The organism is Actinomycetospora aurantiaca, from assembly GCF_037401875.1.
In the GTDB taxonomy this organism is placed as follows: Bacteria; Actinomycetota; Actinomycetes; order Mycobacteriales; family Pseudonocardiaceae; genus Actinomycetospora; species Actinomycetospora aurantiaca.
The window spans coordinates 119492-139109 of record NZ_JBBEGN010000012.1 but is presented as its reverse complement, the minus strand read 5'-3'; the positions used below and the strand labels follow the sequence as shown (position 1 = coordinate 139109).

The 19618-nt window shown below is 72.4% G+C and carries 13 protein-coding genes; 7 read left to right on the top strand and 6 right to left on the bottom strand.

The genetic code is table 11. The annotated features are described in order from the left end of the window. Positions 1-147: 147 nt before the first annotated feature. Positions 148-1530, bottom strand: a complete 1383-nt coding sequence (locus WCD74_RS21695; RefSeq protein WP_337696966.1) for a heparin lyase I family protein — start codon at positions 1528-1530, stop codon at positions 148-150. A 193-nt stretch (positions 1531-1723) separates the two neighbouring features. Between WCD74_RS21695 and WCD74_RS21690 the strand changes: the two genes are divergently transcribed. After that, a complete protein-coding gene (locus tag WCD74_RS21690) occupies positions 1724-2296 on the top strand; it encodes a TIGR03086 family metal-binding protein (RefSeq protein ID WP_337696965.1) in 573 nt (190 codons plus the stop codon). Between the two features lie 41 nt (positions 2297-2337). Here WCD74_RS21690 and WCD74_RS21685 read toward each other — a convergent pair whose 3' ends face one another. Next, complete coding sequence (locus tag WCD74_RS21685; protein ID WP_337696964.1) at positions 2338-3618, bottom strand: heparin lyase I family protein; 1281 nt, start codon at positions 3616-3618, stop codon at positions 2338-2340. Between the two features lie 202 nt (positions 3619-3820). Here WCD74_RS21685 and WCD74_RS21680 point away from each other — a divergent pair, with 202 nt between their 5' ends. Then, positions 3821-4441 carry a hypothetical protein gene (locus tag WCD74_RS21680; RefSeq protein WP_337696962.1) on the top strand — a complete coding sequence of 207 codons (621 nt, stop codon included), beginning with the start codon at positions 3821-3823 and terminating at the stop codon, positions 4439-4441. Here the strand turns inward: WCD74_RS21680 and WCD74_RS21675 are convergent. Continuing rightward, positions 4392-4868: a hypothetical protein gene (locus tag WCD74_RS21675; protein WP_337696961.1), complete on the bottom strand. Its 477-nt coding sequence runs from the start codon at positions 4866-4868 to the stop codon at positions 4392-4394. The two genes, WCD74_RS21680 and WCD74_RS21675, sit on opposite strands and share 50 nt — an antisense overlap. Before the next feature lie 121 nt (positions 4869-4989). Here WCD74_RS21675 and WCD74_RS21670 point away from each other — a divergent pair, with 121 nt between their 5' ends. Genes WCD74_RS21670 through WCD74_RS21660 form a run of 3 tightly spaced genes read left to right on the top strand, consistent with a single transcriptional unit; the run spans position 4990 to position 10899 of the window. After that, positions 4990-5847 carry a class I SAM-dependent methyltransferase gene (locus WCD74_RS21670; RefSeq protein WP_337696959.1) on the top strand — a complete coding sequence of 286 codons (858 nt, stop codon included), beginning with the start codon at positions 4990-4992 and terminating at the stop codon, positions 5845-5847. A 52-nt stretch (positions 5848-5899) separates the two neighbouring features. Then, entirely contained in the window at positions 5900-7783 is a 1884-nt protein-coding gene (locus WCD74_RS21665; RefSeq protein ID WP_337696958.1) for a glycosyltransferase, read from the top strand. Positions 7784-7788: 5 nt separating this feature from the next. Beyond that, the gene (locus WCD74_RS21660) at positions 7789-10899 is read left to right on the top strand and encodes an arabinosyltransferase domain-containing protein (RefSeq protein ID WP_337696956.1); all 3111 of its coding nucleotides are present in this window, start codon (positions 7789-7791) and stop codon (positions 10897-10899) included. 7 nt (positions 10900-10906) lie between these two features. On the opposite strand, the gene WCD74_RS21655 is transcribed toward WCD74_RS21660, so the two are convergent. Both WCD74_RS21655 and WCD74_RS21650 read right to left on the bottom strand, forming a co-directional pair. After that, positions 10907-11632 (bottom strand): class I SAM-dependent methyltransferase, encoded by a 726-nt coding sequence (locus WCD74_RS21655; RefSeq protein WP_337696955.1) that lies wholly within the window; start codon positions 11630-11632, stop codon positions 10907-10909. Positions 11633-11661: 29 nt separating this feature from the next. Next, a complete protein-coding gene (locus WCD74_RS21650; RefSeq protein ID WP_337696954.1) occupies positions 11662-12726 on the bottom strand; it encodes a glycosyltransferase family 4 protein in 1065 nt (354 codons plus the stop codon). A gap of 295 nt (positions 12727-13021) precedes the next feature. On the opposite strand from WCD74_RS21650, the gene WCD74_RS21645 reads away from it, so the two are divergent. Beyond that, positions 13022-14518, top strand: a complete 1497-nt coding sequence (locus WCD74_RS21645; protein ID WP_337696953.1) for a glycosyltransferase family protein — start codon at positions 13022-13024, stop codon at positions 14516-14518. Positions 14519-14534: 16 nt separating this feature from the next. Here WCD74_RS21645 and WCD74_RS21640 read toward each other — a convergent pair whose 3' ends face one another. Continuing rightward, on the bottom strand, positions 14535-16001 hold the full coding sequence (locus tag WCD74_RS21640) for a hypothetical protein (RefSeq protein WP_337696952.1): 1467 nt from the start codon (positions 15999-16001) through the stop codon (positions 14535-14537). Positions 16002-16165: 164 nt separating this feature from the next. Here WCD74_RS21640 and WCD74_RS21635 point away from each other — a divergent pair, with 164 nt between their 5' ends. After that, positions 16166-19618 (top strand): arabinosyltransferase domain-containing protein, encoded by a 3453-nt coding sequence (locus tag WCD74_RS21635; protein WP_337696951.1) that lies wholly within the window; start codon positions 16166-16168, stop codon positions 19616-19618.

Below are 19618 nucleotides of genomic sequence, written 5' to 3'. Positions count from 1 at the left end.
GCGACATGGCGCAGGTCTCGGGCCCGCTCGGCCTGCCTGACGTCGCACTCGCGCGTAGCGCGGACGGCCGGCATCCGCCGAGTGCGACATGGCGCAGGTCTCGGGCCCGCTCGGCCTGCCTCACGTCGCACTCGCCGATGGCGCGGATCAGCCCCCGACCGTTGCGCGGGTGTTGCCGATCCGGGCGCTCTCGATCGTGTACCTCGCCGGCAGCGTGATCGCCGAGTCGCGGTAGATCCCCATCTTCCAGTAGCTGCCGACCGAGGCGGTCCCGGAGGAGGTCGGGTAGAGCGTGCCGCCGGCCGGCTTGTAGCCCGACAGCACCGGGGCGCCGTTGTTCCAGATGTCGACGACGCCCTTGGCCGGGTCGCGCGAGAAGAAGATGTGCACGACCAGGTCCGTCCGCTGACCGGTGACGGCCGGGCCGAGGACCTGACCGAAGAGCTTCGGCCCGGTCGGGTGGCCCCAGCCCCCGGAGAGGTTGAGGTTGCCGTCGCGGACGCTGAGCTCCAGGGGCGGTGACCCCGTGCCGTCGTTCTTCCACTGCGTCAGCAGCTGCCAGGTGTTCACCTGGGTGGGGAAGTCGGTCGGCAGGAAGAAGGAGAACTTGAACCAGCGGTCCTGACCTTCGGTGAACGACGCCGTGGTCGGGACGATCTCGGTGCGCGTGCCGCCGCCGGGCATCGTGAACTGCGCGGCCCTGGCGCCGGAGGTCACCGGCGAGTTCACGATCACGGGTGCGCTCGCGCCGACGTTGTTCCACGGCGTGTCGTCGAATCGCCCGAAGCCCGACGAGGTGAAGTTCGAGTCCCAGGTCTGGGTGGTCTGCGGCGGCAGGCTGGTCGAGGTCGTGGTGGTCGTCGTCGGCGGCGCGGTCGTGGTGGTGGTGACCGGCGGGACCGTGGTCGTCGTCGTGACCGGCGGGACGGTCGTCGTCGTGGTGGTGACCGGCGGCACCGTGGTCGTCGTGGTGGTGACCGGCGGGACGGTCGTGGTGGTCGTGACCGGCGGGACCGTCGTCGTCGTGGTCGGCGGGACCGTGGTCGTCGTGCCCGGCGTCGACAGCGCCGGGACCCGCCACTTCTGCGCGTTCGTGTTCACGCAGGTCGCGATGGTGATCACCACGCGTGCTGCGATCCGGTTGTTCTGCGGCCCCAGGCACGTCCGCGACTTCTGGTTCTGGACGACGCCGGAGGCCTGGATCGTCCACTTCTGCGAGGTGGAGGTGGTCGAACAGACGACGAGCACGACGCGGGTGCCGTTGCCGGTCGCCCCGCCGAGGGTGTCGATGCACCGGCCCTGCACGCGGATGGTGCCGTCGGACCAGCGGGACCACTGCTGCCCGGCGTTCGTGCCGCAGTAGTTGAGCCACTGCGCGTTGTTCGTGGTCGTCGCGTTGTTGGCGTTCTCCATGCACCCGCCGGCGACGTTCGCGATCGGCCCCGTGACGGTGGCCGCGGACGCCGGCGCGGTACCGCCCACGATCAACCCGACCAGTAGCGCCAGCGCCCCGACGGCCGCCAGGACCACCCTGTTCCGACCCACCATGTCGCCCCCCAGAACTGACTTCTGGTGGTCGTGTCGCGTGGATCTCGGTCAGTATTACGGTCTCGTGTCACCTGAATGGGTGGCAGTCGGTGACGGAAAGTCGTGAGCCGCCGGGTGTCGAAGGGCGACTCGCAGCTTCGACGTCCGAGTGCCGACCGAGGAGAGGGAGCCCGTCATGGACGCCGCACAGGAGTACCGCGAGATCGCGGACCGGTTCACGCAGGTGGTCGAGGGCGTGCCCGACGAGGACACGTGGAACCGGCAGTCGCCGGTGCCCGAGTGGACCGCCCGGGACGTCGTCGCCCACCTCGTGGAGTGGTTCCCGCCGTTCCTCGAGGGCGGGGCCGGGGTGCACCTGCCGTCGGGACCGCCCGTCAAGGAGGACCCCGTCGCGGCGTGGCGGACCCTGAGCAACGGCGTCCAGGCCCTGCTGGAGGATCCGGCGACCGCGGACAGGCAGCTCGTGAACCCGCACATCGGCACCGTCCCGCTGCCGCAGGCGGTGCTGCAGTTCTTCGCCGGCGACGTCTTCATGCACACCTGGGACCTGGCGCGGGCCACAGGTCAGGACGAGCGGCTCGACCCGGACCGGTGCGCCGCGCTGCTGGCGGGCCTGGAGCCGATGGACGAGATCCTGCGGGCGTCGGGGCAGTACGGCCCGAAGGTCGAGGTCGGTCCGGAGGCCGACGTGCAGACCCGGATGCTCGCGTTCATCGGCCGCGATGTGGCTGCGCCTCGTGTGCAGTAATCCGTGTCTGGACACGGATTACTGCACTGCACACGAGGCCGTCAGGCCACCTCGGCGTAGGAGTTGCCGATCTTCGCGCTCTCGATCGTGTACTGCGCGGGCTGGGTGATCGCCGAGTCGCGGTAGAGCCCCATCTTCCAGTAGGAGCTCACCGTTCCGGTGCCGGACGAGGTCGGGTAGAGCGTGCCGCCCGCGGGCTTGTACCCGGACAGCACCGGGGTGCCGTTGCGCCAGATGTCGACGACCCCCTTGCCCGGGTCCCGCGAGAAGAACACGTGGACGACGAGGTCGACGCGCTGACCGGTGGTGGCCGGCGCGAACGCCTTGCTGAACGTCTTCGGTCCGGTCGGGTGTCCGTAGCCCCCGGAGAGGTTCAGGTTGCCGTTCCCGACCGTGATCTCCAGCGGCGGCGACCCCGTCCCGTCGTTCTTCCACTGCGTCAGCAGCTGCCAGCTCGTCACCTGCGTCGGGAACCCGGCCGGCAGGTAGAAGGAGAAGCGGAAGTAGCGGTCCTGCCCCTCGGTGAAGGACGCCGTCGTCGGGACGATCTCGGTGCGCGTGCCGCCGCCGGGCATCGTGAAGCGGGCCGCCTTCGCCCCGGAGGTCACCGGCGAGTTGACGATCACCGGCGCGCTCGCCCCGACGTTGTTCCACGGGGTGTCGTCGAACCGCCCGAATCCCGACGAGGTGAAGCTCGAGTCCCACACCTGGCGAGTCTGACCCGGCAGCGTCGTGGTCGTGGTCGTGGTGGTCGGCGGGACGGTGGTGGTCGGGCGCGGCGTCGTGGTCGTCGTGGGCGGGACGGTCGTGGTGGGGCGCGGGGTCGTGGTGGTCGTCGGCGGGGGCGTCGTGGTCGTCGGGGTCGAGAGGGCGGGGACGACCCACTTGTGCGCCGCGACGTTCGCGCAGGCGGCGATCGTGACGACGACCTTCGCCGCGATGCGGTTGGCGAGCGGCGCGAGGCACAGCCCGGACTTCTGGTGCTGCACGTAGCCCGCGGCGTAGAAGGTCCAGCGCTGCGACGTCGAGGTGGAGCACGCGGCGAGCACCACGCGCGTGCCGGCCGCCGTCGCGCCGCCGGCGGTGTCGAGGCAGCCGTTCTGCACGCGCAGGCTGCCGTCGGCCCACCGCGAGAACTGCTGGCCGGCGTTCGTGCCGCAGACGTTGAGCCACTGCGGGTTGTTCGTGGACACCGTGTTGTTCGAGTTCTCCAGGCAGCCGCCCGCGGTGTTGGCGATCCGCCCGGTCACCACCGCGGCCTGCGCCGACCCCGCCGTCAACCCGGCGCCGAGAATCCCGGCGAGCAGGACGAGAGCACCCACCACGGACACCACGACTCGTGTGCGACGGTGTGGCGCCCGGTCCCGGGCCCCTCCGTCCGTCCAGCTGTCACTGTCCGTCATCCCGCCCCTCTGTGCGTGACCATCACTGCGGGCTTCGCTCCGAGGGCCTCCGGTATTAGTCCGAACGGGCTACACGACCGGGTGATCACGGCGAGGTCACGAGCAGGGGAAGGTCCCGACGATGCCCCGCCCGGTCGCCCTGGCTGCCGCCGCGATCCCTCCGTTGCTGCTCGCGGCGTTGGGGCTCTCGCACCCCACCGTGCTGACCCCGGAGTCCGCGCCGTGGTGGCGTGACCTCCACGTGATCGGCCTGGTGCTCTTCCCGCTGCTCGCGCTCGGCCCGTGGGTGGTCGTGTGGGGACGTGGGTGGCTGCTCGAGGGGGTCGTGATCGTCCTCGGCCTGGTCTACGCGTGCTTCTACACCGCGCTCGACGTGCTCGCCGGGATCGGTGGTGGCCACGAGACGATGGCGCTCGGGCCGGGTCCGTGGGTGGCGGCCCTGTTCGGGATCGCGGACCAGCTGGTCGTCCCCGGCGTCTACGCCTACCTGGCCGCCACGGTGATCGGCGGCGTCGCCGCGATCCTGGTGACGCCCGGGGCCCGCCGGGCCCTCCCCGTCGTCGGGACCGTCCTCGTCGTCGGGGGCGCGTACTCGTTCCTGACGAGCCACATCTACTACCCCGTCGGGGTCCTGACGATGGTGGTGCTCGCGGTGGGGTGGACCGCGATGGCGGCCGTGGTGCCGCCGGCGGTCAGGTCGCCGCGGCGGTCGCGCCGGCGGCGGCAGCCTGCTCCCACATGAGCAGCACGACCGCGAGGGTGAAGACCGCGAGCGGCGTCGGCATCCCGGGCAGGTCCGCCTCGGCGTCGCCGCGCCAGGTGCCGGTTCGGCGGATGGAGCCGACCGGCTCCTCCGAGTCCGGGTCGGCGATCCACTCCTGGTCGGCCTTCCAGATCGACCGTCGACGGAAGAAGAAGGTGCCCTCGGGGGTCACGATCGACCACCGCTTGCGCCCGATCCGCTCCGCGCGGGCGACCTCGGCGCCGTCGTCCGTGGTCAGCGTGTACTGGGTGCCGGTCCAGGAGGACTGGACCTCGTAGGCGATCCCGTCGAGCGTGTACCGCACCGCGGAGCGCCAGCCCTTGGCCTCGAGCACGAGCAGGGGCGCGTCGTCCTCGCGGACCTCCCAGCGAGAACGCAGCGACGACACCCGGTGGGCCTCCAGCATGCGCGCATGAGACCAGGGTGCGGCGGATGTCTCAAGAGCACGCGGGCCTGTCGTCCCGCCCGATCATCCGCACGGCGCACCCTCGTCGACAGTCCCGAACCGGCCACGGTTACATGAGTGGATGGCCGCCCTGCACCGACGCGTCCGGCACGCCCTCCGCGTTCGCCTGATCGAGGCGCTCCGCGACGCCGTGACCCCGGAGATCGCGGACCTGCGACGGGAGCAGAACCGGCGCTTCGAGGAGCTCTCGGCGCAGGTGCAGGACCTCCGCGAGGCGATGCACGCCCGCGAGGTCCGCGACCGCCGCGACCTGCTCGCCGCGGGCGAGCGGGAGGCCGTCGAGTCGAGCGCGGCGTTCGTCCGCGAGTCGATGTCGTCCGCGGGGACCTTCCCGACCCCGCCGGAGACCCTCGCCCACGCCCTGTCCCTCGCGCCGACGGGCGGGATGGCGCTGGAGTTCGGCGTCTACAGCGGGACGACGCTGCGGCAGATCGCACGGGCCCGGGGCGGCTCCGAGGTCTACGGCTTCGACTCCTTCGAGGGCCTGCCGGAGGACTGGCGGGCCGGGTTCCGGGCCGGGACGTTCGCGGTCGACTCGATTCCCGAGGTCGAGGGCGCCGAGCTCGTCGTCGGCTGGTTCTCCGAGACCCTGCCGGCCTTCCTCGACGCCCATCCCGGCCCGGTCGACCTGCTCCACCTCGACGCCGACCTCTACTCCTCCACCGCGACCGCGCTCGGACTGGTGGGGCCGCGCTTGCACCCGGGCTCGGTGATCGTCTTCGACGAGTACCTCAACCACCCCGGCTGGCAGGACGGCGAGCACCGCGCCTGGCGGGAGTTCGTCGCCGCGGCCGACGTCGAGTTCGTCTACGAGGCGTTCACCCACGACAGCGAGCAGGTCGTCGTGGTCGTCACGGGGTTGCGCCACGTCGACACCCCCGCGGCGCGCGAGGCCTCCGCGACCGGCGGGCGGGCCTGACCGGGTCGTCTCCTACCCTGCTCGGGAGCACAGTCGGGAAGAGGGTGGGCGTGTGACGGACGTGCAGACCGAGACCAGGCGGCCCTCGGGGCCGGCGACGCCGCCCGGGCGGTCCGTCGTCCAACGCGGTCTGTTCACCGGCCCGACCGCGGACATCCCCGACGAGATGTACGTCGAGGTCCTCGCCGGGCACGCGGAGCGCCGTCGCCGCCACGTCAAGGTCGGCGCGTTCGGCCGCGTGTCCACCAACACCTACTTCGGTCGCTTCCCCGCCTCCTACTGGCAGCGCTGGACGACGGCGACCTCGGTCCGCTTCGAGGGCAGGATCAGTGGTTCCGGGCGGGTGATGCTGCGGGCGTCCGACACCAACGGCGTCCCGCGCACCGTGGCCGTGCACGACGCGCAGACCGAGAACGTCCGGCTCGAGGCGCGCCTGGACCGCTTCCTCGACGGCGGCGGGCTCTGGGTCGAGATCGTCACCGACGACGCCGAGCTCCTGCTGCACGACGCCCGCTGGACGGTCGAGGCGCCCGCGACGCAGCGGCACACCAGCATCGTCATCTGCACCCACAACCGCGCCGACGACTGCGCGGCGACGCTCGCGGCGCTGGCCGACGACCGCGAGGCGGTCCGCCTGGTCGACGAGATCGTCGTCGTCGACCAGGGCACCGACCCCGTCGAGACCCGCCCTGCGTTCGACGAGGTCCGCGAGGCGCTCGGAGGCCAGCTCCGGTACCTGCGCCAGCCCAACCTCGGCGGCTCGGGCGGTTTCACCCGCGGGCTGCACGAGGTGGTCACTGCGGCCGGTGACACCCCGACCGACGCCCTGTTCATGGACGACGACGTGCGGTGCGAGCCCGAGGTCGTCGTCCGGCTCGCGTCGTTCGCGCAGTACACGAGCCACCCGACGATCGTCGGCGCGCAGATGCTCAACCTGCTCCACCCGACGCAGGTGCTCGCCGGCGCCGAGTACGCCGTGCTCGAGGACCTGACCAACGGTCACGTCGCCGACGGCGCGGTGGGCGAGTCCGACGTGACCGCCTACTTCCCGGACGGCACGAAGAACGTCCAGGACCGGCGGGTCGACGCGGGCTACACCGGCTGGTGGTCGTGCCTGATCCCGGTCGAGGTCACGCGGACCATGGGCTACCCGCTGCCGCTGTTCTTCCAGTGGGACGACGTCGAGTACAGCTACCGCGGCCGCGCCTTCGGCTTCCCGACGGTCACCCTCCCGGGTGCGGGCCTGTGGCACGCCGACTTCCCGTGGAAGGACTGGGACGACTGGCACCGGTACTTCAACCTGCGCAACGCCATGATCACCTCGGCGTTGCACAGCGGGTTCCCGGTGCGCCACGTCGCCGCCACGCTGGGCGAGCTCCTGGCCCGCTACCTGCTCTCGATGAACTACGGCCTGGCCGCGACCCTCATCCGCGCGGTCGAGGACTTCCTCGCCGGGCCGGACGTCCTCGCCGACGGAGGCGTGAGCGCGACGGCGCGGATCCGGGAGGAGCGCTCGAACTACCCGGAGACCGTGATGCACCCGGTCTCCGACGCACCCGATCTCGGCGCCGCGCAGATGCCGGTGGTGCGGGCCGGCGGCAAGCCCACCCGGATGAAGGCCGTCTGGGCGAAGCGGATCATGCAGCAGGTGACGGGTCGGGTGCCGTTCCACGAGGGCCTCGTCGGTGCCGGCGAGGCGCACTGGTGGCACGTCGCGCTGTTCGATCGGGTCGCGGTCACCGACGCGGGTCAGGCCGGTGTCCGGGTGCGTGAACGGAACCCCGAGCTGCTCAGGCGCCTGGGCCGGGACGGCGCAAAGGTGCTCGTGCGGCTCGTGCGGGAGGGCGACGAGGTCGCGCAGCGCTGGCGCGTCGCCGCTCCGGCCCTGACCGGCGCCGACAACTGGCGTCGTCTCTTCGGGACCGGCCGGGACTGACCGGCGTGACCACCACGTCGGAGGACGAGGCCTCGGCGCAGGTGAAGGACGGGACGGCGCTGCCGGGCCGTCGTCGACCGTCCGGCCCCCTCCTCGTCGCGGGCGCGGCGGGGATCGTCGCGATGATCTGCGCGGTCCTCCTGCCCCTGCTCCCCGTCGCGGTCGAGCGGCCCGTCGTCTCGTGGCCGCCGGTGCCTGGTGTTCCGGAGTCGACCGCACTCGGACTGACCACCCAGCGTCCTCTCGTCCTCGACGCCGCGTTCGGGTGTCGGGACGCCCGGGCCGCGACGACGGGGCCCGTCCTGGCCACCGCTCCGACAGGCTTCCCGGACGCCGAGCGGGCCGCGCTGATCGCCCGCGCCACCGACGGGACCCTCGGCGTCACCTCCCGCGGGACGCCGTTGTACGAGGGGCCGCTCCCCGCCGGGGACTGCACCGTGACCGTCCACGGGGACCTGAGTGTCCTTGAACTTCGGATCGACGGCACCGTGGTCGGAACCCTGCCCGGGGAGGCACTCCCGGACGTCGACGCTCTCGTCAGCGCTGCCCCCGCTCCGGCAGGAGTGGAGGTCCGCCTCGCTCTCGACGACCAGGGAGCGACCTCCCCGACCGCGGTCAAGGTCGTCGCCACGGCGCTGCTCGGGCTGGCCCTCGCCACGTCGCTGGTGGCCCTCGCCGTCGCCGACCGTGCCGCTGCGCCGCGCGCTCCCCGCCGGTGGCGGCGGCCTGCCCTCGTCGACGTCGTCGTCCCGGCCGTGATGCTCGTGTGGCTGTTCCTCGCGCCGATGACCGACGACGACGGCTACTACTCGGCGATGGCCTCGAACGTGCCGCACGCGGGCTACGTCGCCAACTACTTCCAGCTCTACAACCAGGGCTTCACGCCGTTCACCTGGATCTACTACGCCCTGTCGGCCTGGCAGGGCGTGTTCGGGACCGCGCCGGTGGTGCTCCGGATCCCGGCTCTGCTGTTCGGGCTCGTCACCTGGTTCACCGTGCGCACCTTCCTCGCGCGGGCCGTTCCCGACGGCGGGTGGACGGCCCGCGCGCTGCGGATCACGGTGGGCGTCTGCTTCCTGGGCTGGTGGCTGCCCTACGACATGGGCGTCCGACCCGAGGCGGTGGTCGCCGCCGGTACCGTCCTGGCCCTGCTCGGGATGTCGGTGGCGATCGAGCGGGGGCGGCTGCTCCCGGCCGGACTCGCCGTCCTGGCCTCGGGGGTCGCCTTCACGGCCGGGACCGCGGGCTTCGTCGCGCTCGCACCGCTTCTCGCCACCGCACCCGCGTTCTGGCGCATGCTGCGCGAGCAGTACCCGTCCACACGCTGGGCGGCGCTCGTCGCGGTGGTGGCCGCGGGGTCGGTGGTCGGCCTCCTGGCGTTCGCGGACGGCTCGCTGCGCGACTTCACCCGCGCCCAGCAGATCTTCCTCGGCCTCCAGTACCCGGAGAGCTGGTCCACGGAGATCGTGCGCTGGGACTACCTGCTCGACTCGCCCGGCGCGATGAGCAACTACGCGAAGCGGCTCCCGGTGCTGCTCACCCTGCTCGCTCTCGGCGGCTTCCTCCTCGGCGCCGCCGCCACCCGCGGCCACGCGCTGGCGTGGCCCGACCGTGTCCGCACCACCGCCGTGTCCACCGCGCTCGGCCTGCTGCTGCTCTGGCTCACCCCGAGCAAGTGGACGCACCACTTCGGGGCCCTCGCCGGGATCGGCGCGGTCCTGCTCGCCGCGGTCACCGTCTACGGCATCCGGCTCGCGCAGCAGGCCGTGGCGGACCGCCGGCCCACCGGGCCGCTCGCCGTCGCCGCCCTCCTGCTGCTCGCCGTCCTCGTGGCCCTCGCCGGCCGGGGGGACAACCTCTGGCCGTACTCGTGGATGCTCGGCATCCCGCACCCGGGGACGCCACCGCAGGTCTCCGTCGTCGCCTTCGGTCAGCCGGTGTGGTGGCTCCTCGGGGCCGCCGCGGTCACCGCCGTCGCGGCCGTCCTCCTCCGACGACGTGACCCGGCCCGCGTCCCGCTCGCCCCGTGGATCGCCGTGCCCGTCGTCGTGTGCACCGCCTTCCTCGGGACCACCGGCTACATGGTCGGTGGCTTCGCACTGGCCGCCGTGCGCACCCACGACACCTACTCGCCCTGGGCCGACGCCCTCGAGGACCCGCTCGCCCGCCGCTGCGGTGCGGAGCAGGAGGTCCAGGCGCTCGATCCCGGGAGTGCGCGCGCCCTCCCTCTCGCCGCGCCGGGCGAGGGCTCCGCGTCGGGGGACGCCTTCGTCGCGAACGCCGGCTGGTCGCCGTCGAGCCCGCCACCGGTCGCCGACGTCCCCGTCTGGGGGAGCCACCGCCCCGGTCCCGACGCCGCCGACCCGCCCGACGGCGCGGGCTCGGGCACGATCACGACGCCCTGGTACTCGCTGCCTGCCGACCCCGAGGGTCTCTCCTTCTATCTCGCCGGGCGCGCGGGCGAGGACAACGACGTGCGGGTGGAGTACGCGTCGGCGGGCCTCTCCCCGCTCGAGGGGTTCGACGCCGTCGGGCAGGGGCGCGAGGGCGCCCCGGTCGACGCCCGCGAGTGGCGCTCCGTCTCGCTGTCCGGCCGGTGGGCGCCGCCGGCCGGGGCGGAGGCGGTGCGGCTCGTCGCGGCCGATCGGTCCGACGGCGTCGGGGGATGGACCGCGGTGTCGGCTCCGGTCGTCCAGCGGTGGGTGCCCCTCGCCCGGCTCGTCCGGCCGGGGTCGGCGACGGCGGTCGGCTGGTCGATCGCGTTCCTCTTCCCCTGCCTCCGCACCCCCGTCCAGGCGCTGGGCGTGAACGAGCCCGTGACGCTGGCGGTGACCGGCGGCGACGAACCGCTCGACGGGGTCGGGGACAGCGCCTTCCAGCCCGAACGGGGCGGGCTGTACGTGCCGAGCTATCGCGGGTCGGTCGTCACGCAGTTGAGCGCGCGCCTCGCGCACTTCCCCGACCGGCCGGGCATCCAGGTCTACACGCTGCGCGGCGACCTGCCGCACGGACGCTACGACCTGCGGAGCACGAGTGAGGTCGTCCCGGGCTGGGCCCCCGCCCCGAACACGACCTTCTCCCAGCCCGTCGGACCGGAGCGGGTCGTCCGACCCTGACCTGCGCTCAGGCGCCGGCGGTGATGTAGAGGCGGCTGTCCCACCGGGGTCCGGCACTGGTGTCGGGGTCGGCAGCGACGACGCGCGCACCCAGTGACTCGACCAGGCGGTGCACCTCGGGCTCCGGGGTCCCGTGCATCTCCATCCCGCGGCGGAGCATCCGGGCGATCGGCACGGGGAGGGCCGACAACACTCGCCCCGCAAGGGAGGCCGACGGCCGGGTGGGCATCTGGAAGACGACGACGCCGCCCGGCTTCGCAACCCGCCAGAACTCGCGGATGTAGCCGTGCGCAAGGGCGGGCGGCATGTGCTGCAGCACGCGGCAGGAGTAGACGAGGTCCACCGAGTCGGACTCCACCGCGGCGAGGTCGGTACCGACGACCTGGACGAAGCGGCACGCGTCGTCCGGCACGATCTCGCGGGCCTTGGCGAGCATGGTCGGGGAGATGTCGCACCCGAGGACCTCGCCGAACCCTCCTCGAGCGAGACCGTGGCTGAGCCGCCCGGCCCCGCACCCGAAGTCGAGGGCGCGCTCCCGGCCGGGCCGGAGCCCGAGCGCCTCGAGGCGCGCCAGGACGCCCTCGACCTCTGACACGCCGGTGGCGAGGAACTCGTCCGGGCTCCACCGGTTGCGGTCCTTGCCCTTGTCCGTCAGCACGGCCCACATCGGGTCCTCGCCGCCCAGCTTGGTCCAGGTGCGGGAGACGTCGTCGATGTCGCGGTCGGTGGTCACGGGCGTGGCTCCAGGAGGTTTGGTGGGGGTCAGCCTGCGGCCTTGGTGAAGACCGCCTCGTACGCGTCGAGCACGGCGTCGACGCTGAAGTTCGCGGCGGCCGCGGCACGGCCGGCGTCGGGGTCGGGAGGGGTGTCGCGGAGGGCCTCGAGCCCGGCGCGGAGAGCCGGGACGTCGGCGGGCGGCACGATCCGCCCGAACCCGGTGCGCTCCACCGGCAGCCGGACCCCGGGCAGGTCACTGACGAGGGCGGGGACGCCGGCCAGCATGCCGACCACCTGGACGATGCCGAAGGCCTCGAAGGCGTTGACCGAGGGCAGCGCGAACGCGTCGATCGACGCGTAGAACTCGCCCATCCGGTCGTCGGGGACGAACCCGAGGAGCTCGACGCGGGGATCGTCCCCGATGTGCGCGCGCACGCGGTCGACGACGCTCCCCCCGGCGATGCGGCTGTGGTCCCCCCCGACGAGCAGGCGCGCGTCCGGGTCGTCCAGGGCGAGGAAGGCGTCGACGAGGTACTCGACGCCCTTCTCCTCCACGATCCGTCCGAGGAAGCCCACGTGGAAGCCGTCGCCACGGCGGTAGGTCGGCTCGGCCTCGTCGACCGGGAGGCAGGGCGGCGGGATGGCGACCATGTTCGGCGCGATGTCCGGCCAGAGCCGACTCTCACGGGCGTAGTCCTCGCTCGTCACCACGGTCGCCGCCGAACGCCGGAGGCCGCCGCGGTTCGAGTGGTCGACCGCCTCGCGCTGGGCGACGTTGACCACGCCCGGGGGCAGGCTGACGTCGCAGTGGTAGGTCGAGACGACCGGGATCGGCGCGAAGCGGCTGAGCAGGCCGGCCTCGATGAGGGGGAGGTGCAGGTTCGCGACCCGCGATCGGCGCATCTCGCGCAGGGCGAGCCGCGTCAGGTTGACGCCGATCGTGCCCTTGCCGACCTTCGCGAGAACCGGCGCGCGGACGACGCGGACGCCGTTGATCACCTCGGTGTTCGACAACGACGGATCGTGTTTGCTCGCGACGACGCACACCCGCCACCCGCGGGCGGCGAGGCCCTCGGCCACGTCCCGCGCCACGTTGGTCAGCCCCGACACGTACGGCGAGTAGTAGGTCAGGACGATGACCAGGTCGTTCTCGGCAGGCGTCTCCGTGCGAGCGATGGTCGCGCCCCTCCCTGCTCGTCTCGACGGACGACTCCCGGCGGTGCGTCGACGACGACGCCGGTCCGATTCAGCCCGTTTTCTCGATGCAGTGCCACGGTAGCGGTCCCCGGAGACCTCGCCGGTGACGGGCTGCGACGGCGCGCCGCGGCCGCACGCGGACGGCCGCGCGACACGCCCGGGCGGCCCCGCCGGACGGCCCGGCTCCGGCACACGGCACCCTGACTCCATGACGCTGCTCTCGCCCGCCGCGCGCTCCCGTTCCCACGGTGATCCGCAGGCCCGCGGTCACGGCGCCGCCCTCGGCGGGGCGGGGCTCGGAGCGGCGTTGGGTGTCGTGGCGGTCCTGCTGATGCACCGTGCGCTCGGCGACGACGCTCTCATCACGGTGAGCTACGCGAGGACCCTCGCCGAGTCCGGCACCTGGGGCGCGTTCCCCGGCATCCCCGCGAACACCCAGACCAGCCCGCTGAACGCCGTCCTGCTCGCGGCGGGGGTCCTGCTCGTCGGACACCCGGTGGCGGTCGCGGGCGCGCTCTACTGCGCGTGCACGGCGACCTGCGGCGCGCTCGCCACGATGCTGGCGAGCAGGCTCGGCGTCCGCCCGTCGGGGGGCTGGCTCGCGGTCGCCGTCGTCGCGACCTCGCCGGTCCTGGTCGCGACGGTGGGGCTCGAGGCCTGCCTGGGCGCGGTCGTCCTGCTCGGCATCGCGGTCGCCGCGACCTCCGGTCGGGTCGTACTCACCGGACTGCTGTGCGGCGCCGCCGTCCTGACCCGACCGGACCTGGCCGTGCCGGCCGCGGTGCTGGCCCTCGGAATCGTCATCGTGTCGGGCCGGCCGCGTCGGTTCCTGCGCGACCTGGCCGTCGTCGTCGGGGTCGCCGCGCTGGTCGCACTGCCCTGGCACGTCTTCTCCTGGTACGCGCTCGGCGACGCGGTCCCGGACACCACGTGGGTCCGGACCGGTGACCGCAGCGGCCCGACCATCCTTCCCGCGGTCGAGGTGTGGCTCCGCCTCTATCCGGCGGCGACGCTCGGCAGCGTGCTCCCGGTTCTCCTCGCGATCGGCTGCGCGGCATGGGCGATCCGGCACCGCGACGAGGCCTGGGCTCGGGCCGTCCTGATCCTGGTCGCCGCGGGCTGGGCGCACCTGCTCGCCCTCGAGGCGATCCACGCACAGGGCGCCGGGTGGTACTACGGCCCGGTCGTCGTCTGCTCGGCAGCCGCCCTGGGCATCGCGGCCGGCGCGGTCGGCGCCCGGACCAGCGCGGGCGCGACCCTCGGCGTCGTCGCGCTCGCGGTCGCGGGCGTCCTCACCTCTGGTGCACTGCCGTGGACCTCGGCCCCGCTCGTCGCGAACTTCGCCAGCACCGAGCAGTACGCGGCCATCGCCCGCGAACTCGGACCGCTCACCGGCGGCCGACCGGTGGAGGGCCCGGGTGAGCTCGGCGCTCTGGCCTTCCACAGCGCGGTCCCCGTGCTCGACTTCCTCAGTGAGCCCGCCCAGACCGACGAGGTGATGGCGAGCCGGGCCGCGGAGGGCGGCCTCCGCGCGGAGCTCATGCGGTGGAGCACGGCACATCGCGAGACCGCGCCCAGAATCCCCACCGTCTGGAGACTGAGCTTCGGGTCGTCCGGCCCACCTGGGGGACGGGTCGTGCGGACGTGGCCGATCGACTCACCGCACCGCGGCGCCGACACCGTCGTGCTCAGCACCACGGGATAGTGCCGCGCACACTCGGCTAGTTCGCCACCTGTAGAGGGTTCTCCACTCTCTCCAGTATGGCCCACTGGTACCAGCCCGGGTTGCGGGTGATCGGCCAGGACGGGCCGGGGCCCGGCGCGGCCACCCCGGCGCGCACCCGGTAAACCACTGGGATGATCGGCGGTGGGTCGTAGTGCACGTAGTTGAGCGCCGAGAGCCTCGGGTGCTCACGGCGGAACTTGGCGATCAGCACGTCGGTGCGGCCCGGGTCGGAGAGCACGGGATCGACCACGCGGCAGCGGTCCGCGCAGTAGAAGGCCAGCCCACCGATCTCACCGCCGAGCACGACGGCATCCGTCGGCAGATCACGGGCGATCGCCGCGTACTGCTCGTTGGTCGCCCAGTTCTCACGGATCGGCCCGATCCCACGCAGCCACCAGGAGCCGTTCGCGATCAGCACCACCACTGACGCCGCCACCAGGAGCGAGGCCACCACGACGGCGGTCCGCGCCCGGGAGCACAGCAGCACCGTCGCCAGTGTCAGCCCGGCCAGCGACGGGCCCGCGTAGTAGAAGATGGGCGGGGTTTCCTGAGTAGCGAGGGCCGCGAGGTGGGCGATGCCGGCGAGCCCGGTCAGCAGTGATGGCCATGCGCGCAGGGCGCCCGCCAGCACGGTGGCGACCGCTCCGCAGGCCATCGTCGCGACGGTCACGGCGGTGACCAGCGGCCACTGCTCCCAGAAGAAGCTGACGTCGGTGATGGAGCGACCGCCCCACGTCCCATTGGCCCACTTCACCGCGACGCTGTTGGGCCAGGCTGACCCGAAGTGCCACCACGAGAAGAGCACCCATGGGGAGACCAGGAGCGCTCCCAGCGGTAGGGAGGCGAGCAGCCGCGGCGTCCGCAGCACGACCGTCGCTCCGACAACGAGGACGACGGCCGGTACCAGGATGTCAGGACGCGCGAGCCAGGCGGCTCCCACCATGACGCCCGTTGCGACCGGCCGACCCTCGAGCGCGTAGACCGCGAGACCTACCAGGACCGCGGCAACCAGCACGGTCTCCATCCCGACCGCCGAGGCGAAGACCGGCGCGGTCGCGATCGCCAGAGGCCCGAGCACCGCGGCCGCCGCCCCTCCCAGACGGTGGCACCACAGGGCGAGCAGCGCGAGCGACAGCGACAGCACGACGGCGGCAGCCCAGAATGCCTTGCCGGTGGTCAAGACCACCGCCGCGAGCAGCCAGACGTTCAACGGACTCGTAGCCGTGTTCGACTCGACCCCCGAGGCGAGACACCAGCAGCCGTGCTGGGCGAGGTTTCGAGCGAACGACAAGGTGATCAGCGCATCGTCGGGCATCGTCCGCCACGCGAGGACGAACAAGGCCACGCCGAGGAACGCCCCGTACACGGCGAACCAGCAGCTCTTCGGCAAGCGCCACGATCCGCGCTCCGAGTTCTCATGTGCGGGCGCCGACGGCGCCGCGGCCCCCCTGGCCAGCGTCATGGACGAAGCCTGCCCGACCGATGCTGCGTGCCCGTGTCCAGGGGGTGTTCGGCGCTCCGCCCGTCCGGTGGCGCGGACGGCGGCGCGATCGAGGACCGCCTCACCCGGAGGTGCCTGACGCGGTTGTTAGCGTCTGCCGGGAGCTCGACGAGCAGGACGGGAGCGTGGCCTTGGCCGAGGACACCGATCGGGGTGTCGACACGACCCGTTCCGACGAGGACGGCTCGGACTCGAACGGGACTGGAGCGGATAGCACCACGGCAGGCACACGGCTCGCCCTCCTGCGCCGCCTCGCGCCGGTACGGCTGGTCTCCCGAGCGGCGCCACGGGAGACGGTGGAGCTCGAGCAGCGCACCGATGCGTTCACCCCCGACGACGAGCGGCCGGACCGCTGGGGGCCGGACGACTGGGGCCTCGACGGCCTGCTCGTGGCCCGGGTGGTTGCCGTGACGTCGGCGCTGGTCGCCGTGGTGTGCGGCGTGTTGCTGCCGTTCGCGCCGGTGGTGCAGAACGTTCCGCAGATCTCGTGGCCGCTCGACGTCCAACGTCCCGAGTCGACCATGCTCATGCTCACGGCGTACCAACCGGAGTCGCTCGACGTCCGCTTCAGCTGCCGCGCGGCGCGAGCGGCAGGGGCGACTCCGGACGGGTTGGTCATGGCGACGATGTCGCCGACGTCGGGCGACTTCGACGACAAGGCCATGTCGGTGCGGGTGCGTGGCGACGTCGTCACGATCCGGACCGGTGCTCGCGATGTCGTCGCTCAACCGCTCCCTCCCGGGGAGTGCTCCTACCGCGTGTCGGGCGATGCCGCAGGAGTTCGCGTCCTCCTCGACGGACGCGAGCTCGGCCAGCTCGCGCCACGGCTGGGTACGCCCGACCCGGACGAGGTCCGGGACGTGCCCCCGGACTCCGAACCAGCCTCGAAGCCCATCAGCGCGCTGCCCGACGTGGACGCTCTGACGACCTCCCTCGGCGAGTTGCCCGGAGCATCGCCCGAGGACCTCTCGGTGAGCATCACGGCTGACGACCGCTACGCGAGCACCCCGACCTCCCTCAAGCAGGGCTTGACCACCGCGACGGTGATCGCGGTGATCGTCGGGTGCCTCGCCGCGACCGGCGCGATCGTGCTCGGACGTCGCCGTCGTCGCCGCACCGCGGAATCTCAGCTCCGTCCCACACCCTGGTGGGCGCGGCTGGATCGCATCGTGCTGAAGCGGATCGGCACGTGGCGACCTCGCGTCGTCGACGTCGTCGTCGTCCTCGTCCTGTTCTCCTGGTTGTACTTGACGCCGTTGTCCGACGATGACGGCTACTACGCACAGATGGCGGCGAACGTCCCCTTCTCGGGGTACGTGCCGAACTACTTCCAGCTCTACAACCAGGGCTTCACCCCGTTCTCATGGCCCTACTATCTCCTCTCCTGGTGGGAGCAACGGGTTGGTATGGCGCCCGTTGCTCTGCGGGTTCCGTCGTTGCTCCTCGCTCTGCTGACCTGGGTCGCCGTCCGCGCCTTCGTCGCCCGCTGCTCGGGCTTGACCCACCCGTGGCAGGAGCACCGTTGGGCCGCTTTCGCCACCCGGGTCGCGCTCGCTGCTGCCTTCCTCGCGTGGTGGTTGCCCTACGGCATCACCACCCGGCCCGAGCCGTTCACGGCCGCCTTCGCCGCGGTGGCGCTCGCGCTCGTCGCCGAGGGGGTGGAGCGGGAACGGCTGGACGTCCTCGCTGTCGCGGTCGGTGTCGGCGGCATCGGACTGATGACGGCCCCGACCGGCTTCATCTGCCTTGCCCCTCTCCTCGCCGCTGCTCCCACGGCATGGCGGGTCATCCGACGTCGCTCGGCGCACTGGTGGGAGATCCCACCTCGCTGGCTCGTCGTCATCGCGCCCGGAGCCCTCGGCGCCGTGGCCGGGTTCGCCGACGGCACGTACGGGGATTTCGTCCGGTCGCAGGCGATCTTCGCCCCCATCCAACGCGCGCAGACCTGGTATCTCGAGTTCGGGCGGTACGCCTACCTGCTCGACGAGACGAGCCGATTCGGCGCCTACGCCAAACGCACCGCCGTGCTGCTCTGCCTCCTCGGCGTCGTGTGGTTCCTGGTCACCGCCGTGGTCGCCCGAGTTCGGGACCTACCGGTGCCCACCCGGCTGATGCTCGTCGGCTGGACCGTGATCCTCGCCTTCGCCCTGTTACTGCCGACGCCCAGCAAGCCTTCGCATCACTTCGGTGCGATCGCGGGCGTCGGGGCACCGTTCCTGGCCCTGATGCTGGTCGCGGGACCACGGCTGGTGCGGGACGCGGTCCGATCGCGGGGTGGCGCCGTCCCGATGCCCGCCATCATCGCGGCTGCGGTCGCCGCCGTGGGAGTGATCGCGTTGGCGGGCCACGGCCGGAACCGTTGGGCCTTCATGTGGGGGTTGGGTCTCCCGTCCTGGCTCGACTATCCGTCCGTAAAGGGCTTCTACTTCGACGAGCCGCAGTACTGGGCGGCGATCCTCGTCGTCCTCGCCGTCGTGGTCGCGCTCGTGACGTCCTGGCGGTGGCGTGGTTGGCGGCCATGGTCGTTGCTCGTCGCGATCCCCCTGCTCTGCGTGGCCTCGATGTTCGCGACCACCACGCGCTTCGTCGCTGATTTCGCGCTCGCCGCCGATCGGACGGCGTCGACCTACTCACCGGCAGCCGACTCGTGGCAAGACCCTTCGGCCACCCGCTGCGGGGCGGAACAAGCCATCGATGTGCTCACTCCACAGCGGATTCCACTGCCGCCGCGCGATCCGGTGGCCCCGGTGGAGGACGAGGCGCCGGACCAGGCGTTCCTCCGCGACGCCTACCTGCCCACCAGTCAGCCTCCCGTCGACCTGCCACGCGGCCTCCCGGTGTGGGGAAGCTTCCTCGAACCGTCCGAGGGACGCTCGCCCGACGCCCGGACGGGAACGTTCACCACCAACTGGTTCCGCCTGCCCGGCGGGTCACCGAGCGACCTGGCGTTCACCACAGTCGTCTCGGGTCGGGTCGGGGAGGGCAATTCGCTGCGGCTGGAGTTCGCACGGCAGGACGGCCCGGCCGGCCCGATCCGGGAGCTCGGCGGTGTCGATGTCGACGAGAAGAGCGACGACACCGCGTGGCGGGCCGTCAACATGACCGAGTCCGGCAACCCGCCGGCCGACACCAACCTCATACGCATCGTCGCGACCGACACGACCTCTGACGTGGGTGGATGGCTGGCTTTCACCGCTCCCCTCGCACAGCGTTGGGCCCCGATGACGACCGCGCTCGACCGCTCCGGCACGTACAGCGTGAACTGGGAGAACTCGTTCGTCTTCCCCTGCATCCGCCAGCCGGTCCAGCAGAACGGCGTCACCGAGACGATGGACGGATTCCTGGGTTACGGCGAGGAGCGCCGCGAGGCCCTCTCCGATTTCCAGGCCCGCACCAACAGCGGCGGAATCGTCGGCAACGCCTATCGAGAGGCGGACGTGACGGAGCTCCCGACCCGCTTCCGCGACTTCCCGGACACCGACGACAACGTCTACCTCATGCTCTTCGACAATCCCTACCCGAGCGAGCGATACACGCTCGATCGCACGAGCCGGGTGGTGTCGGGCATCACGCCGTGA

Bases quoted from the DNA above. Each gene is read 5' to 3' on its own strand.
- WCD74_RS21680 (WP_337696962.1), top strand. From the start codon at position 3,821: ATGCCCCGCCCGGTCGCCCTGGCTGCCGCCGCGATCCCTCCGTTGCTG.
- WCD74_RS21675 (WP_337696961.1), bottom strand. From the start codon at position 4,868: ATGCTGGAGGCCCACCGGGTGTCGTCGCTGCGTTCTCGCTGGGAGGTC.
- WCD74_RS21670 (WP_337696959.1), top strand. From the start codon at position 4,990: ATGGCCGCCCTGCACCGACGCGTCCGGCACGCCCTCCGCGTTCGCCTG.
- WCD74_RS21640 (WP_337696952.1), bottom strand. From the start codon at position 16,001: ATGACGCTGGCCAGGGGGGCCGCGGCGCCGTCGGCGCCCGCACATGAG.
- WCD74_RS21645 (WP_337696953.1), top strand. From the start codon at position 13,022: ATGACGCTGCTCTCGCCCGCCGCGCGCTCCCGTTCCCACGGTGATCCG.
- WCD74_RS21690 (WP_337696965.1), top strand. From the start codon at position 1,724: ATGGACGCCGCACAGGAGTACCGCGAGATCGCGGACCGGTTCACGCAG.